Here is a 20,705-nt window from a genome sequence, read left to right on the forward strand (position 1 = left end):
ACTGCTAAATAAAGGAGGTCTTATTATTAAATGGGAGCGTAAAATTAAAAATAAAGGTAATGCAGTTTATTAAATTTAGCTGCGTAACAGCTTACGCGTAGGCGTAGCCCGCGGTAGGCATCGCTTTTTTCAATAAGCCTCTATCAAGTTTGAGTTGAGAAAGCTTCTACATATTTAGGTTTTAGTAGTTATACTAAAAGTTTGCTAGATTTATGGTGGGTTGAAATGTAAGGCAGAGGTCTGCCTTTGTGATAGGTATCCGTTTGTAGTTGTGACAAAAAATCTGTTAACAGTGACATCATTTTGTTAAACATGACATCAATCTGTTAACAGTGACAAATAATTAGTTAATGTACAACATAAAAAGGCGGCACCCGGATTTGAACCGGGGGTGGAGGTTTTGCAGACCTCTGCCTTACCACTTGGCTATGCCGCCATACCCACACTAGAAAGCCTTTTTGCTTACCGTTTGATAGCTTAAGGAGTCAACAGCGTCAGTTTAACAATAGTAGCACAAGATTGTGAGGTGCAGATAAGTTAGCATTGGTAAAGCATCCTCAATTTCCACTCCCGAAAATGCGATCGCTAGGGCAGTCAATCTTAGTAAAGTATTTCTAGTTTAGAAATGCTGTCATTAAACAATCCGGTTGACAATCGTCCATACTTCCCCATCAGAGCGGACATAAGGAACGGAGATTGTCTTGAACCCAGTAATGAACGGCTTGTAATAAATCCGCCAATACATTGGACTCAGTTCATTAGCACAATGTTTCAGGAGACGGACTTCTGTTGCTAATTCCCCAGCAAGTTCATTAATGCGTTGAGCATGAACCTGTGCTACTTCTTTCGCTTCTTCTAGCTCTTGCTGTAGGATAAGTTCTTTTGATACAACTTGCGATCGCACTAACTTACCTTGTTTTTGTTTTATCTTGCCTTCCAAGGCGGCGATCGCGGCATCGATGCCCTGGAGTTCAACTGATAATTGGGCATTTTCTCTGGCTTGACGGCGATATGCTTCCACCATTGCCTGGGGTGAATCATTCTCGGCAGAGATTACATTATTAATAGTGAGTACAGCGCGTTCTTCTAAAAGAGCCTGAATTTGAGAGTTAAGCGCCGCTATTTCAGCCTGAGTTTGCTCCATAAATCGAGTTTTAAGTGCTGAGTAAAATATTAAAAGCTTTTTGCCCCTTGGGTATCGAGAGAAAGTGATCGCACTTCGGCTGTAATTCCTTCTTCTTGCCAAGCAGCTAACATCGCCGCCTCCACAGCTTTCGAGTTTAGTTTATCTGCCAAAGCTAACAGTGTCGGCCCCGCGCCACTAATCACCATACCATAAGCACCAGCACTAACGGCTGCGATGTTCACAGCATCATAACCAGGAATCAAAGCTTTACGATAGGGTTGATGCAACTTATCTTGCAAAGCTGTCTTTAACCATTGTCCGTTCCCAGTTTCTAAGCCGCGTAATAGTAACCCCAAATGTGCCGTATTGAAAATCGCATCGGCGCGACTTACCTCAGTCGGGAGAACGCCCCGCGCCTCTGAAGTAGAAAGTTCAAAATTAGGAATAGCCACAACTGGTACAACATCTTTATGCCAGGGAACATCACAAATTTCCCAAGCTGTGCCAGTGGTAGCAGCGAGACGACATCCTCCCAACAAAGCTGGAACTACATTATCAGGATGTCCTTCCATTGCGATCGCTAACTCCATCACCTGCGCCTGAGAAAGAGTTGCACCCTCAAGTTCATTAGCAGCAACCAAGCCACCAACAATTGCTGTCGCCGAACTACCCAAACCTCTCGCCAAAGAAACGCCTAACTTAATCTCTATTTTCACAGTCGGCGGTGTCTGCTCTATATGTTGATAGAACTTGACAAACGCTTGGTAGAGAAGATTACTTTCATCCCTTTGGACTCGTTCAGCTTCTGTACCAGTGACATGAATAATTAGCCCACCCTCTTCTAGGCGAGTGAACTTAAACTCGTTGTACAGCTTTAATGCTGCACCGATGCAATCAAACCCAGGCCCCAAATTCGCAGTTGTGGCGGGAACAGTAACAGTGATGGCAGAAACAACAGACATTGGTAAAACTCAGTAATCATCAACTAGCATCCCATGTATTGGTAGCACTTTAGGGCTAGTTTTTGATCGCTGTTGGCGCTACTTTGATTTACTGTTCCTTAATCCATCCTCCGAGTCTTGATTTTCAGTGGTTGTGGCTCTGGCAAAATTTTACTAACTTTAAATAGTTGGATTGTGCGATCGCTCCACTCAATCTACAAATGTCATTTTCAAAAGTAATTTAGGATACACAACTTTTAAGTTAATTACCTGAGATACAACGTTTAGTGGAGTTTAATATTGAGTAAGTTTTGGAAAGCACGAATGCGACTTTCCTATAAAATCAATTATAAATATTGGACTGTTAAATTTACTTTTTTAGCAACTTTTCTTCGTAACTCTAATTAGAAAACGTAGAGCTTCATTTACTGCTTGAGCATTGGGAAATATTTCTGCAACATCTTCTTCTAAATGAACTGTCAACCCTTCAGAAATTTTGCCATCATGTTCAAATTTTCCCATACCGTTACTTTCATAAAATTGATACGGCTGAGTTTTAGTTTCAGTTACAAGCTTTTGAGAAGATGAATCATTTAATTTTTTAGCGAGGGATTCCCAACTAGCCGCTTTCAGCTTAAAGTAATCTTTTGCTTCACGTAATGTTTTAAACTGTTGCTTTAAAATATCAACCGTATGAATATCTTTTTGATACGTCTGAGTTTGTTTATTAAGGTCTTCCTCAACCATATCAACTACCTCATTAATTAGTCGGTCATGATTTTCGGAAATTTGAGCCGCAGCCCCCAAAATACGAGAAGTGGCTTTGATCTGCACCTCATTTTCTTGTTTAAGTCTATCGGCAATATTACGAATTTGCTCCCCTAACTTACTTTTACTTTGATTTCCTATGTTTGATGCTGATTGTTTGCTCATAAAGATGCTTGTTTATTCCGAAAGTATCTCTTTAATAGCAAACCAGATGCGTTTAAACTTTTGTACCAGACCGACAGGATTACCTGTTGTTTCCTCTTCCACCGAATCTACTAGAGATTGAATACGATCCATGCGTTTTGCTACAACGTAGAGGTTATTTATAGCATCATCCTTACTTGCGAGGGATTCATGCAGCAGAACGACCATCTCCCCAATTTCCCGTTTTAGCCTTTCGTTCTCGGCTTTACGGCGAGTTTCCCATCCCTTAATACCAGCCTTGGAACGTCGCTCAAATTTAAGTTGTGTTTGTGCTTCATTATCAGCAATTCTCATTTTAAGATTTCATTACATAAAAACCCTTGTTATGCAAGGGTTTAATAATTCTTAATAATTTCATTGATCGCTCAAATGACGCAAACCGGTTTCAAAATGAGAATTGCTGCTTCATTATATAGAGTTAAATAGTTGTCTCGCTCAGACTTCATTTCTTCATATTGGGCAAGTAATTCAGTTGCTCTTGCTTTTTCTTCATTGTAACGATGTAGAGCTTGCTGATAATTTTTTTGCTCATCAAGATATATCTGGTAATTGTGTGCTACACGTTCTTTTAATTCGTTAACCTCAACTTGATAAGTTTGGATATCTTGCTGAACTTGGGTTAGTTGGGATGCAGCTTCCTGATTTTCTTTCGCACGTTGTTGCCATTCATCACGTTGGGCAATTAATTCAACCGCTTTCGTTTTTGCTTTATTGTAACGATTTAAAGCCTGCTGATAATTTTCTTGTTCATCAATATAAATTAAATAATTGTTTGCTATGCGTTCTTTTAATTCGTTAATCTCAACTTCATAAGTGTGGATATTTTGCTGAACTTGAGTTAGTTGTGATGCAGCTTGCTGATTTTCTTTCGCACGTTGTTGCCATTCATCACGTTGGGCAATTAATTCAATTGCTCTAGTTTTTTCTCCGTTGTAAAGGCATAAAGCCTGCTGATAATTTTTTTGTTCATTCAGATATATCTGTTTTAACTCGTTAACTTCAACTTGGTAAGTTTGGATATCTTGCTGAACTTGAGTAAATTGAGACGCAGCTTCTTGATTTTCTTTCGCAAGTCGTTCCCATCGAATTGCATCAGCACGAGCATTCCTCAAAAAATGGTTAAGCTCATGATAAGAAAGTGCTTCTTTTCCACCTGGGTTAGGATTGTTGACAGGGAGATTTTTGCGACGATCCTTGTCTGCGTCTCGCATAGCCATAATAAATGTTATAAATATTACTTTAATCCCTATGTTAATACATTCTTTTTTAATTGAAAATCTACTCTGTAAAAGTTTTATTTTGTCAAGACCAGTTTTCTAAGTTCATTTACGCCACCAAACTGATCTTTTATTATCTCGTGCGATCGCGTAATCCTAGTGTAAGAGCGATCGCCTCAACATTAAAAGCGATCGCTCTTTTTGACAAGTATATTGGTCAAAAAGCTTACTTCAAAGTTCCCAAAATGGGCGCTACCTCAACCTCGGAAATTTGCGGAACCAATAATCGATTAGCAAAAATCTGGGGATTTGTTTGCGAGACTATGGCATAAGATTGGCGAAGATTAGCATTCACTGCAACAGTCTTCACGTCATACATCTGCATCGCCATCTTAGGATAAAAACCAATACCAATAATCATCAGCAGAAAACAGGCAGCAATAAACACCTCACGCGGTCTAGCATCGTCGTACACTGCATCCTCTGGGACGAAGCAGTCTGTACCAAAACAAACTGTTCCGTCATCTTCTTGATTTTCTGAGCCTGCATTATTAATGTCGCAGATGAGCGCTGCACCGTCACCATAAAATACCTCTCGCAGCATGGAAAGTAAATAAATAGGTGTGAGGATAACTCCAACTGCGGCGAGAAAAACAGTTACGGTGCAGAAAGTTGAACTGTAAACATCACTGCTTGTTAAACCAACGAATACCGATAGTTCGCCAGGAAAGCCGCTCATACCGGGAAGTGCCAGGGATGCCATCGCGGAGATTGTAAATAGGGCAAAGACTTTGGGCATGGCTTGACCAATACCGCCCATATCTTTCATTACCATTGTGTGGGTGCGATCGTAAGTAACGCCGGCTAAGAAGAACAGCACCGATGCTATCAAACCATGTGAGAGCATTTGCAACATCGCGCCGTTGATTCCTAAATCAGTAAAAGAGGCAATCCCAAGCAGCACAAACCCCATGTGGGATATCGACGAATAAGCCAAACGCCGCTTCATATTCGTCTGAGCAAAGGAGTTTAATGCACCATAGATAATGTTGACAACACCCAGAATGGCTAGAACCGGCGCAAAGTAAATGTGTGCATCAGGAAGTAACTCAAGATTTAGGCGAATTAGTCCATATCCGCCCATCTTCAGCAATACACCAGCCAAAATCATCGATACAGGAGAGGATGCTTCGCCGTGGGCATCAGGCAACCAAGTATGCATCGGGAAAACAGCGAGTTTGACACCAAATGCAATCAGCAACCCGGCATAAAGTAACAGTTGGAGAGCAAGCGGATATTCCTTGCTGGCGAGGGCGGTTATGTCAAATGTCATATCACCGCCACCGTATAGCCCCATTGCCAGGGCTGCCACTAAAATAAATATAGAAGCTGCTGCGGTATACAACAAAAATTTTGTAGCTGCATAACGCCGTCTTTGCCCACCCCAAATGCAGACTAGTAGGTAGACGGGTATCAGTTCTACTTCCCACATAATGAAAAATAACAGCAAGTCTTGGGCAACGAACACCCCAACCTGTGCAGAATACAGCACCAGCATCAAAACATAGAAGAGGCGCGGACGGTGATTAACTTGCCAAGCTGAAAAAATCGATAGTGTGGTGACAAATCCCGCTAGAAGCACAAGTGGCGCTGAAAGTCCATCAACTGATACCGCCCAGTTTAAACCTAACTGAGGCATCCAGGCATAATTTTCCACCATTTGAAAACTAGCACTGCTGGCATCGTAATGCTTCCAAAAGGCGTAACACATTAAGGCAAAGTCTGCGATACCTACACCCAGTGCATACCACCGCACGCGCTTGCCATCTTTATCAGGCAGCACAGGAATGAGCAGGGCGGCAACGAGTGGCAGCAAGACAATCGCGGTAAGCCAGGGAAATTGATCCGCTATCATGTATATGATGAAAAATACTTATTTGTTCGTCAATTATGTCATTTTACTAAACTGTGTAACAATTTCTTCATAAATCTTTTTACAAGTGATCCTTTTGACCGGAAATAACTGATAGCAAGTATATTTACGGTACTAAGCCAGCCCGCAAAGCGCGGACGGCAGCTTGTGTACGGTCAGCAACACAGAGTTTATTGAGAATACCTCGAACATGAGTTTTTACAGTACCGACTGTTAGATAGAGCCTTTTAGCAATTTCTGCATTGTCACACCCAGCGACAATCAACTCTAAAACATCCATCTCTCGGTGAGTTAAAGGATAGCTGACTATACTTTTCTCAACATCTGGGTCAATACCTTCAATCAAGACTCTTTTTCCAGATGCTCCTCTGCTCCCATCGGGGAAATCTTGACGTATTTGTTGTAGTACAAGGTCTGCGATCGCTGGATCGATCCATGAGCTACCTGCATAAGTTGTTTGCACAGCCTCTACTAGTTTCTCAGTTTCAATATCCTTCATACAATAGGAATCTGCACCTGCTGCAAATGCTGCTAAAACTGCCTGTTCGCTATTCTGCATCGTTAAGATTAACAGCTTTGTTGTGTAATCTTCGTTCTCCGATTGATACTGCCTAAACGTGCGTGTTAGCTCAATCCCATCCATGTCAGGCAAACCGATGTCAATAGTAGCAACATCTGGCTTGAGACTTTTCAGAAGCTTGATGCCGTCGGCTGCATTGGCTGCTTCACCAACAATGTTAAACTCTGGCTGGGTTTGTAAGGCAGACCGTAAACCGATTCTCGTCAGGTTGTGATCTTCAATCACGAGGATTTTGATTTCACTCATAGTTGCTTAATTTTACTGTTATCTATCTCAAGTACAGATTAAAATAATCTCATTCTTCTATTCGGTATCTTATACAAAAAGCAATGCTCTTGGTATTATTTACTGAATTTCATCTACCATTAGACATAAATAACCTTATCTTGTAAGCCTTTCTAAGGCAAGAGTGTTGGTATAACAATATAATTCAGCAAACTTGAAAGGAAAATCTGAATCCTCAATCATCTTAGCGCTGGTGATGTAAGCTATGACTAGATTTGCTAGGGATAGCCAAGCACTTCTTTTTTTATTTAGCCATGTCTTTAAGTAAAACTGTCAAAAAAGATAAAATTCTCGTTGTCGATGATATTTTTGATAATCTACTAGTCTTAGAAGCTGTCCTAGAAGATGAGGACTATGAAATTAGCTTGGTAGAAGATAGTAAAATTGCTCTGGCTATGGTTGAAGAATCACCGCCAGACATAATTCTCTTAGATGTGATGATGCCGGAACTCGATGGCTATGAATTTACTCGACGCATCCGACAGAACCAGGCGTTGCCATTTATCCCTATTCTGCTGCTGACGGCTCACTATGAGTCTAGCGTTGTGGAAGGACTTGATGCTGGTGCAGATGACTTTATTCGTAAACCATTCGATCCTGATGAACTACATGCACGAGTGCGATCGCTCCTGCGCCTCAAGCATAGTATTGACGAACGAGATCAGATGGCTAACCTACGGGCTGATTTTGTCTCGCGTTTTACTCACGATCTACGTATACCGCTAGTAGCCTCCAACCGCGTCTTAAAATTATTGCTGGAAGGCAGATTTTGCGAAGTTTCGCCACAATTGCAAGAAATAATTGATACCATGATTGGCAGTAATCAAGACCTGCTAGAAATGGTAAATACTTTGCTAGAAGTATATCGTCATGAAGCAGGCTGTAAAACTTTAAAAATTTCTCCCTGCAATATTCAGGAATTAGTTAGTGAAGTTTTCCAAGAATTAACTCCCTTAGCTGAGGAAAAAGGATTAACTGCAAGTATTGATAGAGGTGAAACTACAATCACTGTCATGGGCGATCGCGTAGAACTGCGGCGAGTTTTAACAAATATTATCGGCAATGCTATCAAATTTACAGACAAAGGTTCTGTAGATATTCACTGTCATCTCACTCCGGCAGATGTGATTATTGATATCAAAGATACAGGGTCAGGAATTTCTAAACAAGACCAAGCAATATTATTTGAGCGATTTCGCCAAGGAAAACACCAGCGTTCTGGTAGTGGTTTGGGATTATATCTATCTCGTTGCATTATCGAAGCACATCAGGGCACAATTGATGTGACATCTGAACCCGGGCAGGGTAGTAAATTCACTATCCGTCTACCTGTAGCAAGCGAAAACTAAAAGTGGGGACATTTTAGAACCAGAAATAGTGTTCATATACAAAATCTGTGAACACTATTTCAATAGATAGGTCTTCTTGACAATTAGTGACCTATCTTTTTTTACAATAATTAGGTTAAACCTTTGCACCAGTTGAAATATTAAAAAAGAATTGTTTAAGCTGAGGAGTCAGAATTCAGTGTGAATTCTGTACGACTGGGTTATAAACCAATACGGATCAGTTAAGACTATAAAACCTTATTAGTGATGTTAAATCGTGGTGGTTTTACTTTACCTAATGGTGCGGTGCGTTCTCCTGATGCAGCGTGGATAAAACGCGATCGCTGGGAGGCTATACCAGTGGAACTACGAAAAACATTTGCACCGATTTGTCCTGAGTTTGTGATTGAATTGCGTTCTGAGAGCGATCGCTTGCAAGTTTTGCAAGACTATTATATAAATAATGGGACGCAACTTGGTTGGTTAATTGATAGAAAACAACGCCAAGTTTTTATTTATCATCCTAATACTATGATTGAGGTATTAGATAATTCTAAAACCCTTTGCGTTGAACCGTTGCTACCTAGTTTTGTTTTAGATTTAAGTCAGGTTTGGTAGCTCACATCTTGCACCAGACGATTAAAAATAGTGCAAGAGATATTTCATATCCACGAACAAAATTAAATATATGAATACAACACCCTCTAAAAGTGAAATAGATGAAATACTCAAGTGGTTGAATCGTAACCGCCAGATGTTATTAGATTTATATAAAAATCAATATATCGCTTACAATGCAAATGGAATAATTGCTCACAGCGAAAACTTACGCGAAATTTTAGAATTAGCTAATGCTGCAAAACAGCCTTTTTTAATTTATCTAGTTCCACGTCGCACTGCTTCTATAGAAATTTTACCGATTCGCTTCCGCACCGTCGCTCGCCATGATTGGCAACCAAATTATAGCGTTATTTTAAAACACAGAGATATAGAATCTAATACAACAATGTTAGTAGATTCTGGTGCTGAATTAAGTTTAATTTCATTGAAAGTTGGTCAAGATTTAGGCTATGCTTTAGCTGATTCAGAATCAACTTTGTTGGCAGAAACTATAGGTGGCAGAGTTGAGTATGTTTTACGTAATGTTGAAATGACAATTGACGGACATAGTTTAATTACTCCTGTAGCATGGTTGCAAACCAATACAGGCGGAGAACAATTGCTTTTAGGGCGAGAAGTTGTATTTGATAAATTTAATATTGAATTTAGGCAAGCTGAGGAGCAAATTATTTTTACATGGCGTGAAGATTTGAAGTTAGAAAAATTAGTGGATTAGGGTCAAGCTTAACCCACTTTACAAACTTACTGCTATTTAGACTTAAGAACTCCTATTTTTTCTGCCCATTTGTAATACACTTGCTTTAAGCTCCCAGTATGAACACTCCAATACCGTTCACCTTTAGTCTGATTAAATATAACTAGCAACCACTCCTGTTCTTTTACATCTGGAGGTTTAGTTGCAAAAATTAGACATAATTCATCGTTCTCCGTAGCATAATACTCTAGTTTGTAAAGACAACCTTGCCACCCTCTATCATCCATTGTAGTGATTTGAATAGCTGCTGTTTCTAGCTCATTTTGAGGAGTAAAAATAAAAACCTCAGAGTAACTCTCAGGTTTTTCTAACAGAATTTCTTTTACAACTCCTCCAATGTCAAAGAAAGTAGTTAATAAATATTTCAACAATTCATCTTTTGTTTTTACCTCTAATTCCTTACAGGCTTCTCCGTGGGTAAAGTTTTTGACATCTCGTAAAGTCCAATATCCCATGTGAATCAAAGCATGATGATCCCAACCTTCGCTACTACTGCGCCATTTATCTTGCGTTTTTGCAATGACCTTATGCCCAATTTTAGAAGTAAATAACTCGAATAATTCTCTGATATTTATTTCCATTACTTATGCCTCGAACTAGGTTGTTTCTGAATAAAGCTACATTTATATAGTTCCCTAAACCGTTGCTAAAGTTACATTCTGAGACTAAGTAAATTCAAAAAGATGCTAATAAAACCGCTACAAATACCAATATCAATCAAAGTACAAAAATAAAATAGGGACTGAGAAATACATCTCAGTCCCGATAAAAAAGCGGGCTAACCGCTATTTATATGGTTAACCCGTGCAGCTTTGGGAACGCGCAGAGAAATTGTTATTGCAATACCAACTTCACATTGGCGTTTTGCAGACCGCGTTGTTTTACTTCAGCCAAAGTTTTGTTAACAGCATACTTTTGGTTGATTGAGTTGATCAACTCGGTTTGGTTGTGCTTCTTAGCAACTCCCCACAAGTCAGCAATTAGGTCAAAGGAACCATCGCTGTTGCGAGACCATCCGAGGTCATATTCGCCATCCAACATAGCAACGATGTCAGAACGGACGCGCTGACCGTTATAACCACGGACATCAGCTTCAGTCTTTACGCTGATACCGAGGTCGCGCAAAGAAGCTTTGAGGATTTCGGCATCGGTGATCTTGGTACGCAGGGTGCTAAAGTGAGACATTTGGGTTTCCTCCAATGAGAAGATTGAGAAAAACGACAACGGTTTGTTTTGAGCGAAGCCGCGCTTAGTAGGATGCGGCTTTTTCTTATAACTGCTAGCAATTTTCAGCTAGCCTTTCCCCCTGGGATGGCAGAGGAAAGCTTTTAAAACTCCATTCGCTGATATTCAGCTACGGAGGATGCTGCGGGGCGGGCGCGCTGTCTGGCCCAATCTCTCAGAGCCGTTACTTGTTCTTGCATCGTTCGAGACAGCGGCAATGTTGCCTTCAGTGCAGCAATAATATCTAGTTGGGTGAACTCCCGATCTTGGGCAAAAGCTTCATACATTGCCGCAACGATCGCTTGCTCAACTTCTGCTCCAGAAAATCCGTCAGACATCTTGGCTAGTTGCTCAAGATCGAATCGAGAGATGTCTTCACGGCGTTTGGTCAGATGAATATTAAAAATGTGTTGCCGTTCTTCCGGTGTTGGCAGATCGACAAAGAAAATTTCATCAAAGCGTCCTTTCCTTAAGAACTCGCCAGGTAAGCGTTCTACTCTGTTGGCGGTTGCCATCACGAACACTGGTGATTTCTTATCTTGCATCCATGTGAGGAAAGAGCCGAAGATTCTGCTTGAAGTCCCCCCATCAGAATCAGAAGAACCTCCACTACCAGCAAAGGATTTATCCAATTCATCGATAAACAAAATCGCTGGGGAAATAGATTCTGCTGTTTTCAAGGCGTTTCGCAGATTTGCTTCACTTCGTCCCACCATTGAGCCGTCGTAAACTCGCCCCATATCTAACCGCAGCAGGGGTAAACCCCACAGTCGGGAAGTAGTTTTGGCAATTAATGACTTACCGCAACCGGGAACTCCGAGAATTAACATCCCCTTTGGTTGAGGCAAACCATACTCTCTCGCTCTTTCTGTGAAAGCATTAGAGCGTTGCTTGAGCCATCTTTTTAACTCTTCTAAGCCACCTACTGCATCAATGGTTTCATCTTCTTCCATGTATTCTAAGATGCCATTGCGCCGAATTAGTTGCTTTTTCTCAGATAAAACGATATCTACTTCATCTTCCGTCAAACGCCCTGTAGTTACCTGCGCCTTTCGGTAGACTTTCTCAGCTTCATCTTTAGTTAGACCTAAAGCTGCTCTGAGAAGCTTTTCTCTAGCCTCTGTTGTCAACCGCCGACCACGATTTTGGTCTACATGCTGAGTCAGTACTTTATTCAACTCTGCCATGTCTGGCAGTGTAAAATCGATAACAACAACTTCTTTTTCCAACTCTATAGGTACTTGTTGCATTGGGGACATCAAGATGATGTTCTTTTGCGTACCTTTAAAGCTAGCGATCGCATCTCGTAACGATCTGTTTGTTGCTGGCGCATCAATAAAGGGGTGTAAATCTTTAAGAATAAATATACTTGGCTCTTTCTGCCGGATGATCCACTCAATGGCCGCCTCTGGAGATACGGTATTATGTTGGGTAACATTCCGGGGTTGACCATACTCCACAATCCCGTGTGTTACTGTCCAAATAAATACTCGGCGCTGGGGCTTTAACAACTGGGCGATTGTGGAAACGGCTTGCTCGGCCCGCTCTTCCTCGGAGGTCACAAGGTAGATTAAAGGGTATTGAGCTTGAATTAGGATATTGAGCTCTTCTTTCATACTTCGACCTACTTGAGACCTTATAGAGACAGTAGAGACATTGCTGCTGGTAAAGACAACCGAATCAGGAATAATCCATAATTCCTATCTATTTAGCAAGGAACTAACTCTTCCTCGCCCTTGGGATTGGTTTCATCTTCATCCATTTCATTAATGGAAAGATGGTCTTGACCAACTACTCCTGGTTGATTGCCCAAAGTAACCAGTTCCCCATCACGTAAGACTAGCGAGCTATCACAAGTTGGGCATGAATAAACTCTATGAGTCCGCCCATAACTAGAATCTTCTAACTCGTCAACTAATTCTGAATGAGACAGGTAAAAACCAAGGGCGCGTTCGGCAAGTTCTGACATTGGTTCAGAATCTACTGCTGAACGAATCTTCAGTTTTCTGTGCAACTCTGGCGATAAATACAAAGTGACCTTTTGCTTAGTTTGCGTTTGCATATAACTCTTTAACGGTCTTACCCGGGTATGTATATCAAGGTATCGGTTCTTTTATTGGTTGTCAAGACAGCAAAACGTTTTAACGCCATTTTTGTTACATTTGTTTATAACTAAGGCTGAAATGCTGTTTATTGAGTGATAAATCCCTCACGACAAACCTCTGAGAATTAATTAGGGTTTAGGATTCAAATCCTGAAACCTCAATTAGGATTAGCGATCGCTAATTCTAATTAATGATCGCCTAACTTGGCTTACTTTTTAACTATTTGGAGCGTAAGCGGATTGAAGTTGAACACCTTTCCGGTTGTAAACAACTGATATCCACAAGAGATGCCAGCGAATGATACCAGCAGAGAAAAAAGAGACATCGAGCCGATTACAACACCACTGGCAATGAATAGAGCAATTCCGATGCCAATCAACACCCATCCGAGTTTGCGATTATCGCGCCCACCCCAATTTAGAGCTACTACACCTCCCATACACAGCAAAATTCCCGGTGTGCTGCGTAAGTAGACGCTTACATAAATACTTGTACTTAAAAATGTAATACCTGCGAGGATTAGTCCTAAACCAATAAGCTTACTGGCAAGGATTACTTGCTCTTCCTCTTCTTTACTGGTGGTAGGTGCTGTAATTTTTGTTGGTGCGGAGTTTGGTGTAGGATTTTTTGTGGTATATGCAGAGTGCTGTTGCACCCGAAACATAAAAGTTATTTTGTCTCCCTGTCCAAAGGAAACTCTGTCTCCTGGATGCAGTGGAAAAAAAACTTGAGGTTGAAGTTTCGCACCGTTAATGTATGTACCATTAGAACTACCTAAATCGGTGATATGGTATTCATCCCCATTTACCCAAATTTGGGCGTGAACGCGAGATGCCACATCTGAATTTGGTAAGCCAGAAATATCAATATCTGGTGGTTTTTGGTCGTTTGGCTTACCGATGCAAATTACAGAAAGATTTGGCGGAAATTGCAAAGATGTGTTGCTTTGGAAGTGAAAAAGCTCCAAAGTTGGTTCGCCTGTTTGAGATGCACTGTACATAAATTGTGTGATAAAGCACTCTTTATAAGCTTCTCTACTGAGGGGGCAAAAGAGAATGGTAAATATCCTGAAAGAATATTTAATTTTTAATGAGCGCTCTTTCAGTGCAAGGTATCGATCTGAGTTTCTGGTATTTCTATAAAATCAGTAACTTTGGCAAAATGTGTAATGTAAATGGCTACTGCTAATAAAATCTGTAGTTTGCGGCGAAGAATTTATCAGTTTGTCGCCAGCGTTAGCGGGGTTATTGCCCTGTTAGTAATTCTTTGGGGTTGTACTGCAAATGATTTTAACGCTGGAGCGATCGCATGGAAAACTTATAGCAACTCCCGTTATGGCTTTGAATTTCCATATCCTAGTAACTGGACTTCTTCAGCAGCCCCAGCAAACGGTGATGGGATTGCATTTATTTCATCACAGGATAACTCAGTGGAAATTCGGGGGTGGGCAAGTCATGAGTTACCAAATTCGATTGTTATAGAGCAAGAGCCAGTAAAAAAGATAAAATCCAACTTTCAAACCGCCCAAGGAGTATCTGGGGTAATGGTTGTAGAGGTTGATCGAGATATAGGCTCAATGAGACTCACACTAACTCAGAGTCAAGTGAAATACTATTGGCAGGGACGAAGTAAGAGCCAAAAGTTTCCAGATTATTATCGTTTGTTTTATTACATTGCCCAGCAGTATCGGATTTCAAAGTCCTGAGAGACGCGATTCATCGCGTCTGTACAATAATTCCTCTAATTTTCCCTTATTTATTGCTGCTCCCTGCGCTCAAAATCCACATTTTCCTCATAATGATGATTGATAGGGTACAGAAACCTGATAGATTTAGCTATCAGCGAGTAAAAACTGGTGAAGATGAAAGTCCTGGTTATTGGCGGTGATGGATATTGCGGTTGGGCAACTGCTCTTTACCTTTCCAATCGAGGTTATGAAGTTGGAATTTTAGATAGTTTGGTGCGGCGGCACTGGGATAATGAACTTGGTGTTGAAACTCTCACTCCGATCGCACCAATTCAACAACGTCTCCAGCGCTGGCAAGATTTGACGGGTAAATCTATCGATTTGTTCATCGGCGATATTACAAATTACGAGTTTCTCAGCAAAACATTACATGAGTTTCAGCCAAATGCCCTGGTGCATTTTGGCGAACAGCGTTCGGCACCATTTTCTATGATTGATCGAGAACATGCAGTTCTCACCCAGGTCAATAATGTTGTTGGGACGTTGAACTTGTTGTACGCCATGCGGGAAGATTTCCCGGACTGTCATTTGGTGAAGCTGGGAACTATGGGTGAATATGGTACACCCAACATTGACATTGAAGAAGGGTATATCACCATTGAACACAATGGCCGCAAGGACACCTTACCTTATCCCAAGCAGCCTGGTTCGATGTACCATTTAAGCAAAGTCCATGATAGTCATAACATTCACTTTGCTTGCCGGATTTGGGGATTGCGGGCAACTGATTTAAATCAGGGTGTAGTTTATGGTGTCTTAACCGAAGAAACGGGGATGGACGAACTATTGATTAATCGCCTTGATTACGATGGTGTGTTTGGGACTGCACTGAACCGCTTTTGTATTCAAGCAGCGATCGCACACCCCTTAACTGTCTATGGTAAAGGTGGACAAACTCGCGGATTTTTGGATATTCGGGATACAGTACGATGTGTGGAATTAGCGATCGCTAATCCTGCCCAAGCTGGCGAATTCCGCGTATTTAATCAATTTACTGAACAATTCAGCGTCGGTGAATTGGCATTAATGGTAAAAAATGCTGGTAACGCTATGGGATTGAAGGTAGAAATCAATCACTTAGATAATCCCAGAGTTGAGAAAGAAGAACATTACTTCAACGCTAAAAACACTAAATTGCTCGATTTAGGTTTACAGCCTCACTTGCTCTCTGATTCTCTACTCGATTCTCTGTTAAATTTTGCCATTAAGTATCAGAAACGAGTTGATAATAAGCAAATTCTGCCCAAAGTGTCTTGGCACAGAAATTAGGGTAAACCCCAGTAAATCGTGGGTTTAAAACTGGTCGTCATGTATTAGCACAATATGACGGCCAATTAGTTGTTTTTTCTCAGGCGTATCATCCAGGTATTACTAAATTTGATTATCTGCCTGTACTGAATAGTTTTATATGAGAATTGCTCTATTTACCGAAACCTTTTTACCCAAGGTTGATGGCATTGTAACTCGTCTGCGCCATACTGTTGACCATTTACAGCGTAGTGGCAATCAAGTATTGGTAATTGCCCCTGATGGAGGCATCACTGAACATAAGGGCGCTAAAGTTTACGGCATTACTGGCTTTCCTTTGCCATTATATCCAGAATTAACAATGGCACTTCCCCGCCCAGCCATTGGTTATGTTTTAGAAGAGTTTAACCCAGATGTGATTCATGTCGTGAATCCAGCCGTTTTAGGTTTAGCTGGCATATTTTACAGCAAAATCCTCAAAATCCCCTTAGTAGCGTCTTATCATACCCATTTACCCCAATATCTTCAACATTACGGCTTGGGGATGCTGGAAGGCTTTCTTTGGGAACTGCTCAAAGGCGCTCATAATCAAGCAGCTTTGAATCTGTGTACCTCCACAGTAATGGTAGAGGAACTGACAGCACATGGTATTGAACGTGTAGATTTATGGCAGCGTGGGGTGGATACAGAATTATTTCACCCTGATTTAGCTAATGTAGAGATGCGATCGCGTTTATCACAAAATCATCCAGAAAGCCCATTGCTACTTTACGTTGGGCGGCTTTCGGCTGAAAAAGAAATTGAGCGCATCAAACCAATTTTAGAAGCAATTCCCGAAGCGCGGTTAGCATTGGTTGGAGATGGGCCACACCGTCAAGCACTGGAAAAACATTTTGCTGGTACAAATACTTATTTTGTTGGATATCTTATGGGGCAAGAATTAGGTTCTGCCTTTGCCAGTGCTGATGCCTTTATCTTCCCTTCCCGTACAGAAACACTAGGCTTAGTCCTACTAGAAGCGATGGCTGCTGGCTGTCCGGTAGTAGCAGCCCGTTCAGGGGGAATTCCTGATATTGTGACAGATGGCGTAAATGGATATCTTTTTGAGCCGACAGCAAATGTTCAAGGAGCCTTAGCTGCTACTGTTCGCCTGTTAGAACAAAAAGAACAACGAGACATCATGCGTCAAAATGCTCGTCAGGAAGCAGAAAGTTGGGGTTGGGCAGCTGCCACCAGGCAGCTACAAGATTACTATCAAAAGGTCATACTTTCTGAACAATTAACAAAATAGGGGAGTAGGGAGTGGAAATAGAAGGGGGACAAGGCAGACAATGGGGACAAGGAGGACAAAAAAATAGCCATACCCAATACCCAATCCCTAATCCCTAATCCCCAATCCCCAATCCCCAATTCCCATGACACTCCCCAACCCTGGTAGCGTCTTGGCTACATTAACTGAACTGACTCAAGTTAATCGTACTCATGCTCTATTACGTCGTGTTAAAGACTTATCTGTTAATGAATTTGTTTGCTTACTTGACTTCATAACTGCTGAGTTCCAGCAATTTCTTAGAGCTATTGAACTAATCAATAATGAAGCTCTAGAAACTATGTTAGAGAAGGTACTAGAAGCTATTACACTCAAAATTGGCCAAATCCTACAAGCAGAACACACAGCTATTTTTTTAGTTGATTATGACAAAGGTCAATTATGGTCAAAAGTTCCTCAAGATAATAGCCAAAAGTTCTTAGAAATTCGCACCCCCATTACGGTAGGTATCCCTGGTCATGTTGCTAGTACAGGTCAATATTTAAATATATCTGAAACTTATACTCATCCCTTATTTAGCCCAGAACTTGAAAAACAAATGGGCTATAAAATTCATAATATTTTATGTATGCCTGTTATCAGTAGCAAAAATCAGACTGTAGCAGTAGTGCAACTAGCTAATAAAACCGGAAATGTTCCATTTAATCATGATGATGAAGAACGTTTTCGAGACTTTGCTGCTTCTATTGGGATTATTCTAGAAACCTGCCAATCTTTTTATGTAGCCGCTCGTAATCAACGAGGTGCAACGGCTTTGTTGCGGGCAACTCAGACATTAGGGCAAAGTTTAGATTTAGAAGCAACTTTGCAGATAGTCATGGAACAAGCTCGAATTTTAATGCAAGCAGACCGCAGTACGCTGTTTTTATATCGTAAAGATATGAACGAACTTTGGACAAAAGTTGCGGCGGCGGCAGATGGTACAAACTTGTTAGAAATCCGTATTCCTGCTAACCGTGGCATTGCTGGCTATGTGGCTTCCACTGGTCAAGCTTTAAATATTTCTGATGTCTATAAAGACCCCCGCTTTGATGCAAGCGTAGATAGAAAAACTGGTTATGTGACTCGCAATATTCTATGTTTACCAGTATTTAATTCTGCAAATGAATTAATTGGCGTAACACAATTAATTAATAAGCAACAAAGCAGTTTTACTGCCTCTGATGAAGAGTTTATGCGGGCTTTTAATACCCAGGCAGGAATTGCTTTGGAAAATGCTCGTTTGTTTGAAAATGTGTTGTTAGAGAAACAGTATCAAAAAGACATTTTGCAAAGTCTGTCAGATGCGGTTATTTCTACAGATATGGCAGGTCAAATTGTCACGATTAATGATGCAGCACTGGAGCTATTAGGTTGTCCTGTAAAAAACACTAATACCAAAACAAACAAGCTTTTGTGGGAACAAAATTTGATTGGTCGCTTTGTTTGGGAAGTTGTACCGATTGAAAACCTTCAAATGCGACTAGAAGATAGTTTAAAAACTGGAGCTAAACATTATGTGCCAGAGCAAAGTTTGATAGTAGGAATTTCTCAAGTTAATAATGCTACTCAACACTCGATTTTAGCAGTACGCGATCGCACTAATCCCGATGTGTTCATTCCCTGGAATCTATCCCTCACTCCCCAATCTGAGTTTCTCACCCCTGATGAGGTGCAAATATTAGAACGCAGTACGAATCTAACTGTCAATCCCCTAACTAACCCAGAAGGAAGTGTCAGGGGTGGTTTGGTGGTATTGGAAGACATCAGTCAGGAAAAACGGATGAAAACTACCATGTCCCGCTACTTAACGCCCCATGTAGCCGAACAAGTTATGGCACTAGGGGAAGATGCTTTAATGGTGGGTGAGCGCAAGGAAGTAACCGTCTTGTTTTCTGATATCCGGGGCTACACAACACTTACGGAAAATCTCGGTGCAGCTGAGGTGGTATCGCTGCTCAATCAGTATTTTGAAACAATGGTGGAGGCTGTTTTTAACTACGAAGGCACTCTTGATAAATTTATTGGTGATGCTTTAATGGCAGTATTTGGTGCGCCGCTACCACTGACAGAAAATCATGCTTGGAGAGCCGTACAGTCAGCGTTAGATATGCGACAACGCTTAGAAGAATTTAACCAGCGACGAATTATCGAAGCGCAGCCACAAATTCATATCGGCATCGGGATTAGTTCTGGGGAAGTCGTTTCGGGTAATATTGGTTCGCGCAAACGGATGGATTACACCGTGATTGGAGACGGTGTAAATTTAAGTTCGCGCTTAGAGGCGGTAACTAAGGAATACGGTTGTGATATTATCTTAAGCGAATTTACTTATCAGCTTTGCAGCGATCGCATTTGGGTACGCCAGTTAGACAAAATCCGGGTTAAAGGCAAATATCAAGCGGTAAACATCTACGAGTTAATTGGCGATCGCAATACTCCTTTAGACGCTAACACTCAAGAGTTTTTACATCACTATCATACTGGACGCGCTGCCTATTTATCACGCAACTTCTTAGAAGCGATCGCTTGTTTTGAAGCCGCCAAATGCATCCAACCCGAAGACCAAGCTGTTGATATTCATCTAGAACGCGCATCTAATTACTTACAAAAGCCCCCTACTGAGTCATGGGATGGTATTTGGACAATGCTTACCAAGTAATTTAGTTATTGGTCATTGGTTATCCTTGAGCCTCACCCTGGTCATCTTGAAACGGGTCTTCGCCAATTCGCAGTTCTTTTTTAGAGTGTTTCAACTGTTTCCATAGCTGCTTGATTTGTTCATAAGCTGCACCTGGAGGCAATTTTCCACCTGTTTCTAAGTTGCAAATATAGCTTACACGTTGGGCAAATTCTTGTAGATTCGCATTAAAAACCAAGTTTTCTGGCTTTACCTGACCGTAGTAGCGACCACGAGGGTAGAGAAAATCATCTTTATCCACTATTTCTTTCTCCATTTCTTCAATTCACTTTTTATAGAAACAGAACTCAGGAGTCAGAATTCAGAATAAATTCTGACTCCTGAATTTTTCTTGATCAATCTTGAAATACTGTTGTCGTTAATGTTACAAAAAAAAGTTTCTACTAAAGTCACTAGAGAGAATATTTGATTTTCCTCCCAGTTGGTAATTGATCTCATCTTAATTTATGAAGTTCCAATTGTAATTAACTTCAGTCGAAACCCTGAGTTATAAACTATTAAAACATACCCGTATATATTATCTAAATTGTCTTTGTAAAAATAATTACAACTTAGACAATAAAACTATTTAAGTAAGTTTACTAAGTAGCAAAGTTAATTACCCTCTGCTAAAA

General features: G+C 40.9%; 19 protein-coding genes, 1 tRNA gene and 1 pseudogene. 7 read left to right on the forward strand and 14 right to left on the reverse strand.

All coding sequences use genetic code 11. The annotated features are described in order from the left end of the window. Nucleotides 1–365: 365 nt before the first annotated feature. From V7K55_RS22665 to V7K55_RS22700, 8 genes are all read right to left on the reverse strand, one after another. A tRNA-Cys gene (locus V7K55_RS22665) sits at nt 366–436 on the reverse strand. Between the two features lie 198 nt (nt 437–634). After that, nucleotides 635–1,144, reverse strand: coding sequence for a hypothetical protein (locus V7K55_RS22670; protein ID WP_334834907.1), 510 nt, complete (start codon nt 1,142–1,144; stop codon nt 635–637). Between the two features lie 29 nt (nt 1,145–1,173). Beyond that, nucleotides 1,174–2,088, reverse strand: coding sequence for a homoserine kinase (thrB, locus tag V7K55_RS22675; RefSeq protein WP_334834908.1), 915 nt, complete (start codon nt 2,086–2,088; stop codon nt 1,174–1,176). A 357-nt stretch (nt 2,089–2,445) separates the two neighbouring features. Then, nucleotides 2,446–3,000, reverse strand: coding sequence for a hypothetical protein (locus V7K55_RS22680; protein WP_094331393.1), 555 nt, complete (start codon nt 2,998–3,000; stop codon nt 2,446–2,448). Between the two features lie 12 nt (nt 3,001–3,012). Beyond that, a complete protein-coding gene (locus V7K55_RS22685; protein WP_334834909.1) occupies nt 3,013–3,333 on the reverse strand; it encodes a hypothetical protein in 321 nt (106 codons plus the stop codon). Nucleotides 3,334–3,404: 71 nt separating this feature from the next. Beyond that, nucleotides 3,405–4,256, reverse strand: coding sequence for a hypothetical protein (locus V7K55_RS22690; protein ID WP_334834910.1), 852 nt, complete (start codon nt 4,254–4,256; stop codon nt 3,405–3,407). 226 nt (nt 4,257–4,482) lie between these two features. Beyond that, nucleotides 4,483–6,171: an NAD(P)H-quinone oxidoreductase subunit 4 gene (locus V7K55_RS22695; RefSeq protein ID WP_334834911.1), complete on the reverse strand. Its 1,689-nt coding sequence runs from the start codon at nt 6,169–6,171 to the stop codon at nt 4,483–4,485. Between the two features lie 124 nt (nt 6,172–6,295). Beyond that, the gene (locus tag V7K55_RS22700; protein ID WP_334834913.1) at nt 6,296–7,015 is read right to left on the reverse strand and encodes a response regulator transcription factor; all 720 of its coding nucleotides are present in this window, start codon (nt 7,013–7,015) and stop codon (nt 6,296–6,298) included. Nucleotides 7,016–7,308: 293 nt separating this feature from the next. On the opposite strand from V7K55_RS22700, the gene V7K55_RS22705 reads away from it, so the two are divergent. From V7K55_RS22705 to V7K55_RS22715, 3 genes and pseudogenes are all read left to right on the forward strand, one after another. Next, on the forward strand, nt 7,309–8,403 hold the full coding sequence (locus V7K55_RS22705) for a hybrid sensor histidine kinase/response regulator (RefSeq protein ID WP_334834915.1): 1,095 nt from the start codon (nt 7,309–7,311) through the stop codon (nt 8,401–8,403). Between the two features lie 258 nt (nt 8,404–8,661). After that, a pseudogene (locus V7K55_RS22710) lies at nt 8,662–9,000 on the forward strand (Uma2 family endonuclease); the annotation flags it as partial. Between the two features lie 70 nt (nt 9,001–9,070). Further along, complete coding sequence (locus V7K55_RS22715) at nt 9,071–9,718, forward strand: retropepsin-like domain-containing protein (RefSeq protein ID WP_334834916.1); 648 nt, start codon at nt 9,071–9,073, stop codon at nt 9,716–9,718. A 32-nt stretch (nt 9,719–9,750) separates the two neighbouring features. Here V7K55_RS22715 and V7K55_RS22720 read toward each other — a convergent pair whose 3' ends face one another. From V7K55_RS22720 to V7K55_RS22740, 5 genes are all read right to left on the reverse strand, one after another. Beyond that, the gene (locus V7K55_RS22720; protein WP_334834917.1) at nt 9,751–10,338 is read right to left on the reverse strand and encodes a hypothetical protein; all 588 of its coding nucleotides are present in this window, start codon (nt 10,336–10,338) and stop codon (nt 9,751–9,753) included. Nucleotides 10,339–10,591: 253 nt separating this feature from the next. Then, a complete protein-coding gene (locus tag V7K55_RS22725) occupies nt 10,592–10,942 on the reverse strand; it encodes a DUF1257 domain-containing protein (protein WP_012407317.1) in 351 nt (116 codons plus the stop codon). A gap of 143 nt (nt 10,943–11,085) precedes the next feature. Next, entirely contained in the window at nt 11,086–12,597 is a 1,512-nt protein-coding gene (ycf46, locus tag V7K55_RS22730) for a stress-responsive protein Ycf46 (protein ID WP_196526233.1), read from the reverse strand. 92 nt (nt 12,598–12,689) lie between these two features. Then, nucleotides 12,690–13,043: a hypothetical protein gene (locus tag V7K55_RS22735; protein WP_334834920.1), complete on the reverse strand. Its 354-nt coding sequence runs from the start codon at nt 13,041–13,043 to the stop codon at nt 12,690–12,692. 251 nt (nt 13,044–13,294) lie between these two features. Then, nucleotides 13,295–14,086 (reverse strand): FHA domain-containing protein, encoded by a 792-nt coding sequence (locus V7K55_RS22740; RefSeq protein ID WP_334834922.1) that lies wholly within the window; start codon nt 14,084–14,086, stop codon nt 13,295–13,297. A 174-nt stretch (nt 14,087–14,260) separates the two neighbouring features. Between V7K55_RS22740 and V7K55_RS22745 the strand changes: the two genes are divergently transcribed. The 4 genes from V7K55_RS22745 to V7K55_RS22760 all read left to right on the forward strand — a co-directional run bounded on the left by V7K55_RS22745 (nt 14,261) and on the right by V7K55_RS22760 (nt 20,052). Further along, nucleotides 14,261–14,791: a hypothetical protein gene (locus tag V7K55_RS22745; protein WP_334834923.1), complete on the forward strand. Its 531-nt coding sequence runs from the start codon at nt 14,261–14,263 to the stop codon at nt 14,789–14,791. A 156-nt stretch (nt 14,792–14,947) separates the two neighbouring features. Further along, the gene (locus V7K55_RS22750) at nt 14,948–16,102 is read left to right on the forward strand and encodes an NAD-dependent epimerase/dehydratase family protein (RefSeq protein ID WP_334834924.1); all 1,155 of its coding nucleotides are present in this window, start codon (nt 14,948–14,950) and stop codon (nt 16,100–16,102) included. A gap of 139 nt (nt 16,103–16,241) precedes the next feature. Beyond that, on the forward strand, nt 16,242–17,372 hold the full coding sequence (locus V7K55_RS22755) for a glycosyltransferase family 4 protein (RefSeq protein ID WP_334834926.1): 1,131 nt from the start codon (nt 16,242–16,244) through the stop codon (nt 17,370–17,372). Between the two features lie 124 nt (nt 17,373–17,496). Beyond that, nucleotides 17,497–20,052, forward strand: a complete 2,556-nt coding sequence (locus V7K55_RS22760) for a GAF domain-containing protein (protein WP_334834927.1) — start codon at nt 17,497–17,499, stop codon at nt 20,050–20,052. Nucleotides 20,053–20,071: 19 nt separating this feature from the next. On the opposite strand, the gene V7K55_RS22765 is transcribed toward V7K55_RS22760, so the two are convergent. Continuing rightward, nucleotides 20,072–20,347, reverse strand: a complete 276-nt coding sequence (locus V7K55_RS22765; protein WP_334834929.1) for a DUF7219 family protein — start codon at nt 20,345–20,347, stop codon at nt 20,072–20,074. Between the last annotated feature and the right edge of the window lie 358 nt (nt 20,348–20,705).

The organism is Nostoc sp. (assembly GCF_036919895.1).
Taxonomy (GTDB): Bacteria; Cyanobacteriota; Cyanobacteriia; order Cyanobacteriales; family Nostocaceae; genus Nostoc.

Bases quoted from the DNA above. Each gene is read 5' to 3' on its own strand.
- V7K55_RS22670 (WP_334834907.1), bottom strand. From the start codon at position 1,144: ATGGAGCAAACTCAGGCTGAAATAGCGGCGCTTAACTCTCAAATTCAG.
- thrB (WP_334834908.1), bottom strand. From the start codon at position 2,088: ATGTCTGTTGTTTCTGCCATCACTGTTACTGTTCCCGCCACAACTGCG.
- V7K55_RS22680 (WP_094331393.1), bottom strand. From the start codon at position 3,000: ATGAGCAAACAATCAGCATCAAACATAGGAAATCAAAGTAAAAGTAAG.
- V7K55_RS22685 (WP_334834909.1), bottom strand. From the start codon at position 3,333: ATGAGAATTGCTGATAATGAAGCACAAACACAACTTAAATTTGAGCGA.
- V7K55_RS22690 (WP_334834910.1), bottom strand. From the start codon at position 4,256: ATGGCTATGCGAGACGCAGACAAGGATCGTCGCAAAAATCTCCCTGTC.
- V7K55_RS22695 (WP_334834911.1), bottom strand. From the start codon at position 6,171: ATGATAGCGGATCAATTTCCCTGGCTTACCGCGATTGTCTTGCTGCCA.
- V7K55_RS22700 (WP_334834913.1), bottom strand. From the start codon at position 7,015: ATGAGTGAAATCAAAATCCTCGTGATTGAAGATCACAACCTGACGAGA.
- V7K55_RS22705 (WP_334834915.1), top strand. From the start codon at position 7,309: ATGTCTTTAAGTAAAACTGTCAAAAAAGATAAAATTCTCGTTGTCGAT.
- V7K55_RS22715 (WP_334834916.1), top strand. From the start codon at position 9,071: ATGAATACAACACCCTCTAAAAGTGAAATAGATGAAATACTCAAGTGG.
- V7K55_RS22720 (WP_334834917.1), bottom strand. From the start codon at position 10,338: ATGGAAATAAATATCAGAGAATTATTCGAGTTATTTACTTCTAAAATT.
- V7K55_RS22725 (WP_012407317.1), bottom strand. From the start codon at position 10,942: ATGTCTCACTTTAGCACCCTGCGTACCAAGATCACCGATGCCGAAATC.
- ycf46 (WP_196526233.1), bottom strand. From the start codon at position 12,597: ATGAAAGAAGAGCTCAATATCCTAATTCAAGCTCAATACCCTTTAATC.
- V7K55_RS22735 (WP_334834920.1), bottom strand. From the start codon at position 13,043: ATGCAAACGCAAACTAAGCAAAAGGTCACTTTGTATTTATCGCCAGAG.
- V7K55_RS22740 (WP_334834922.1), bottom strand. From the start codon at position 14,086: ATGTACAGTGCATCTCAAACAGGCGAACCAACTTTGGAGCTTTTTCAC.
- V7K55_RS22745 (WP_334834923.1), top strand. From the start codon at position 14,261: ATGGCTACTGCTAATAAAATCTGTAGTTTGCGGCGAAGAATTTATCAG.
- V7K55_RS22750 (WP_334834924.1), top strand. From the start codon at position 14,948: ATGAAAGTCCTGGTTATTGGCGGTGATGGATATTGCGGTTGGGCAACT.
- V7K55_RS22755 (WP_334834926.1), top strand. From the start codon at position 16,242: ATGAGAATTGCTCTATTTACCGAAACCTTTTTACCCAAGGTTGATGGC.
- V7K55_RS22760 (WP_334834927.1), top strand. From the start codon at position 17,497: ATGACACTCCCCAACCCTGGTAGCGTCTTGGCTACATTAACTGAACTG.
- V7K55_RS22765 (WP_334834929.1), bottom strand. From the start codon at position 20,347: ATGGAGAAAGAAATAGTGGATAAAGATGATTTTCTCTACCCTCGTGGT.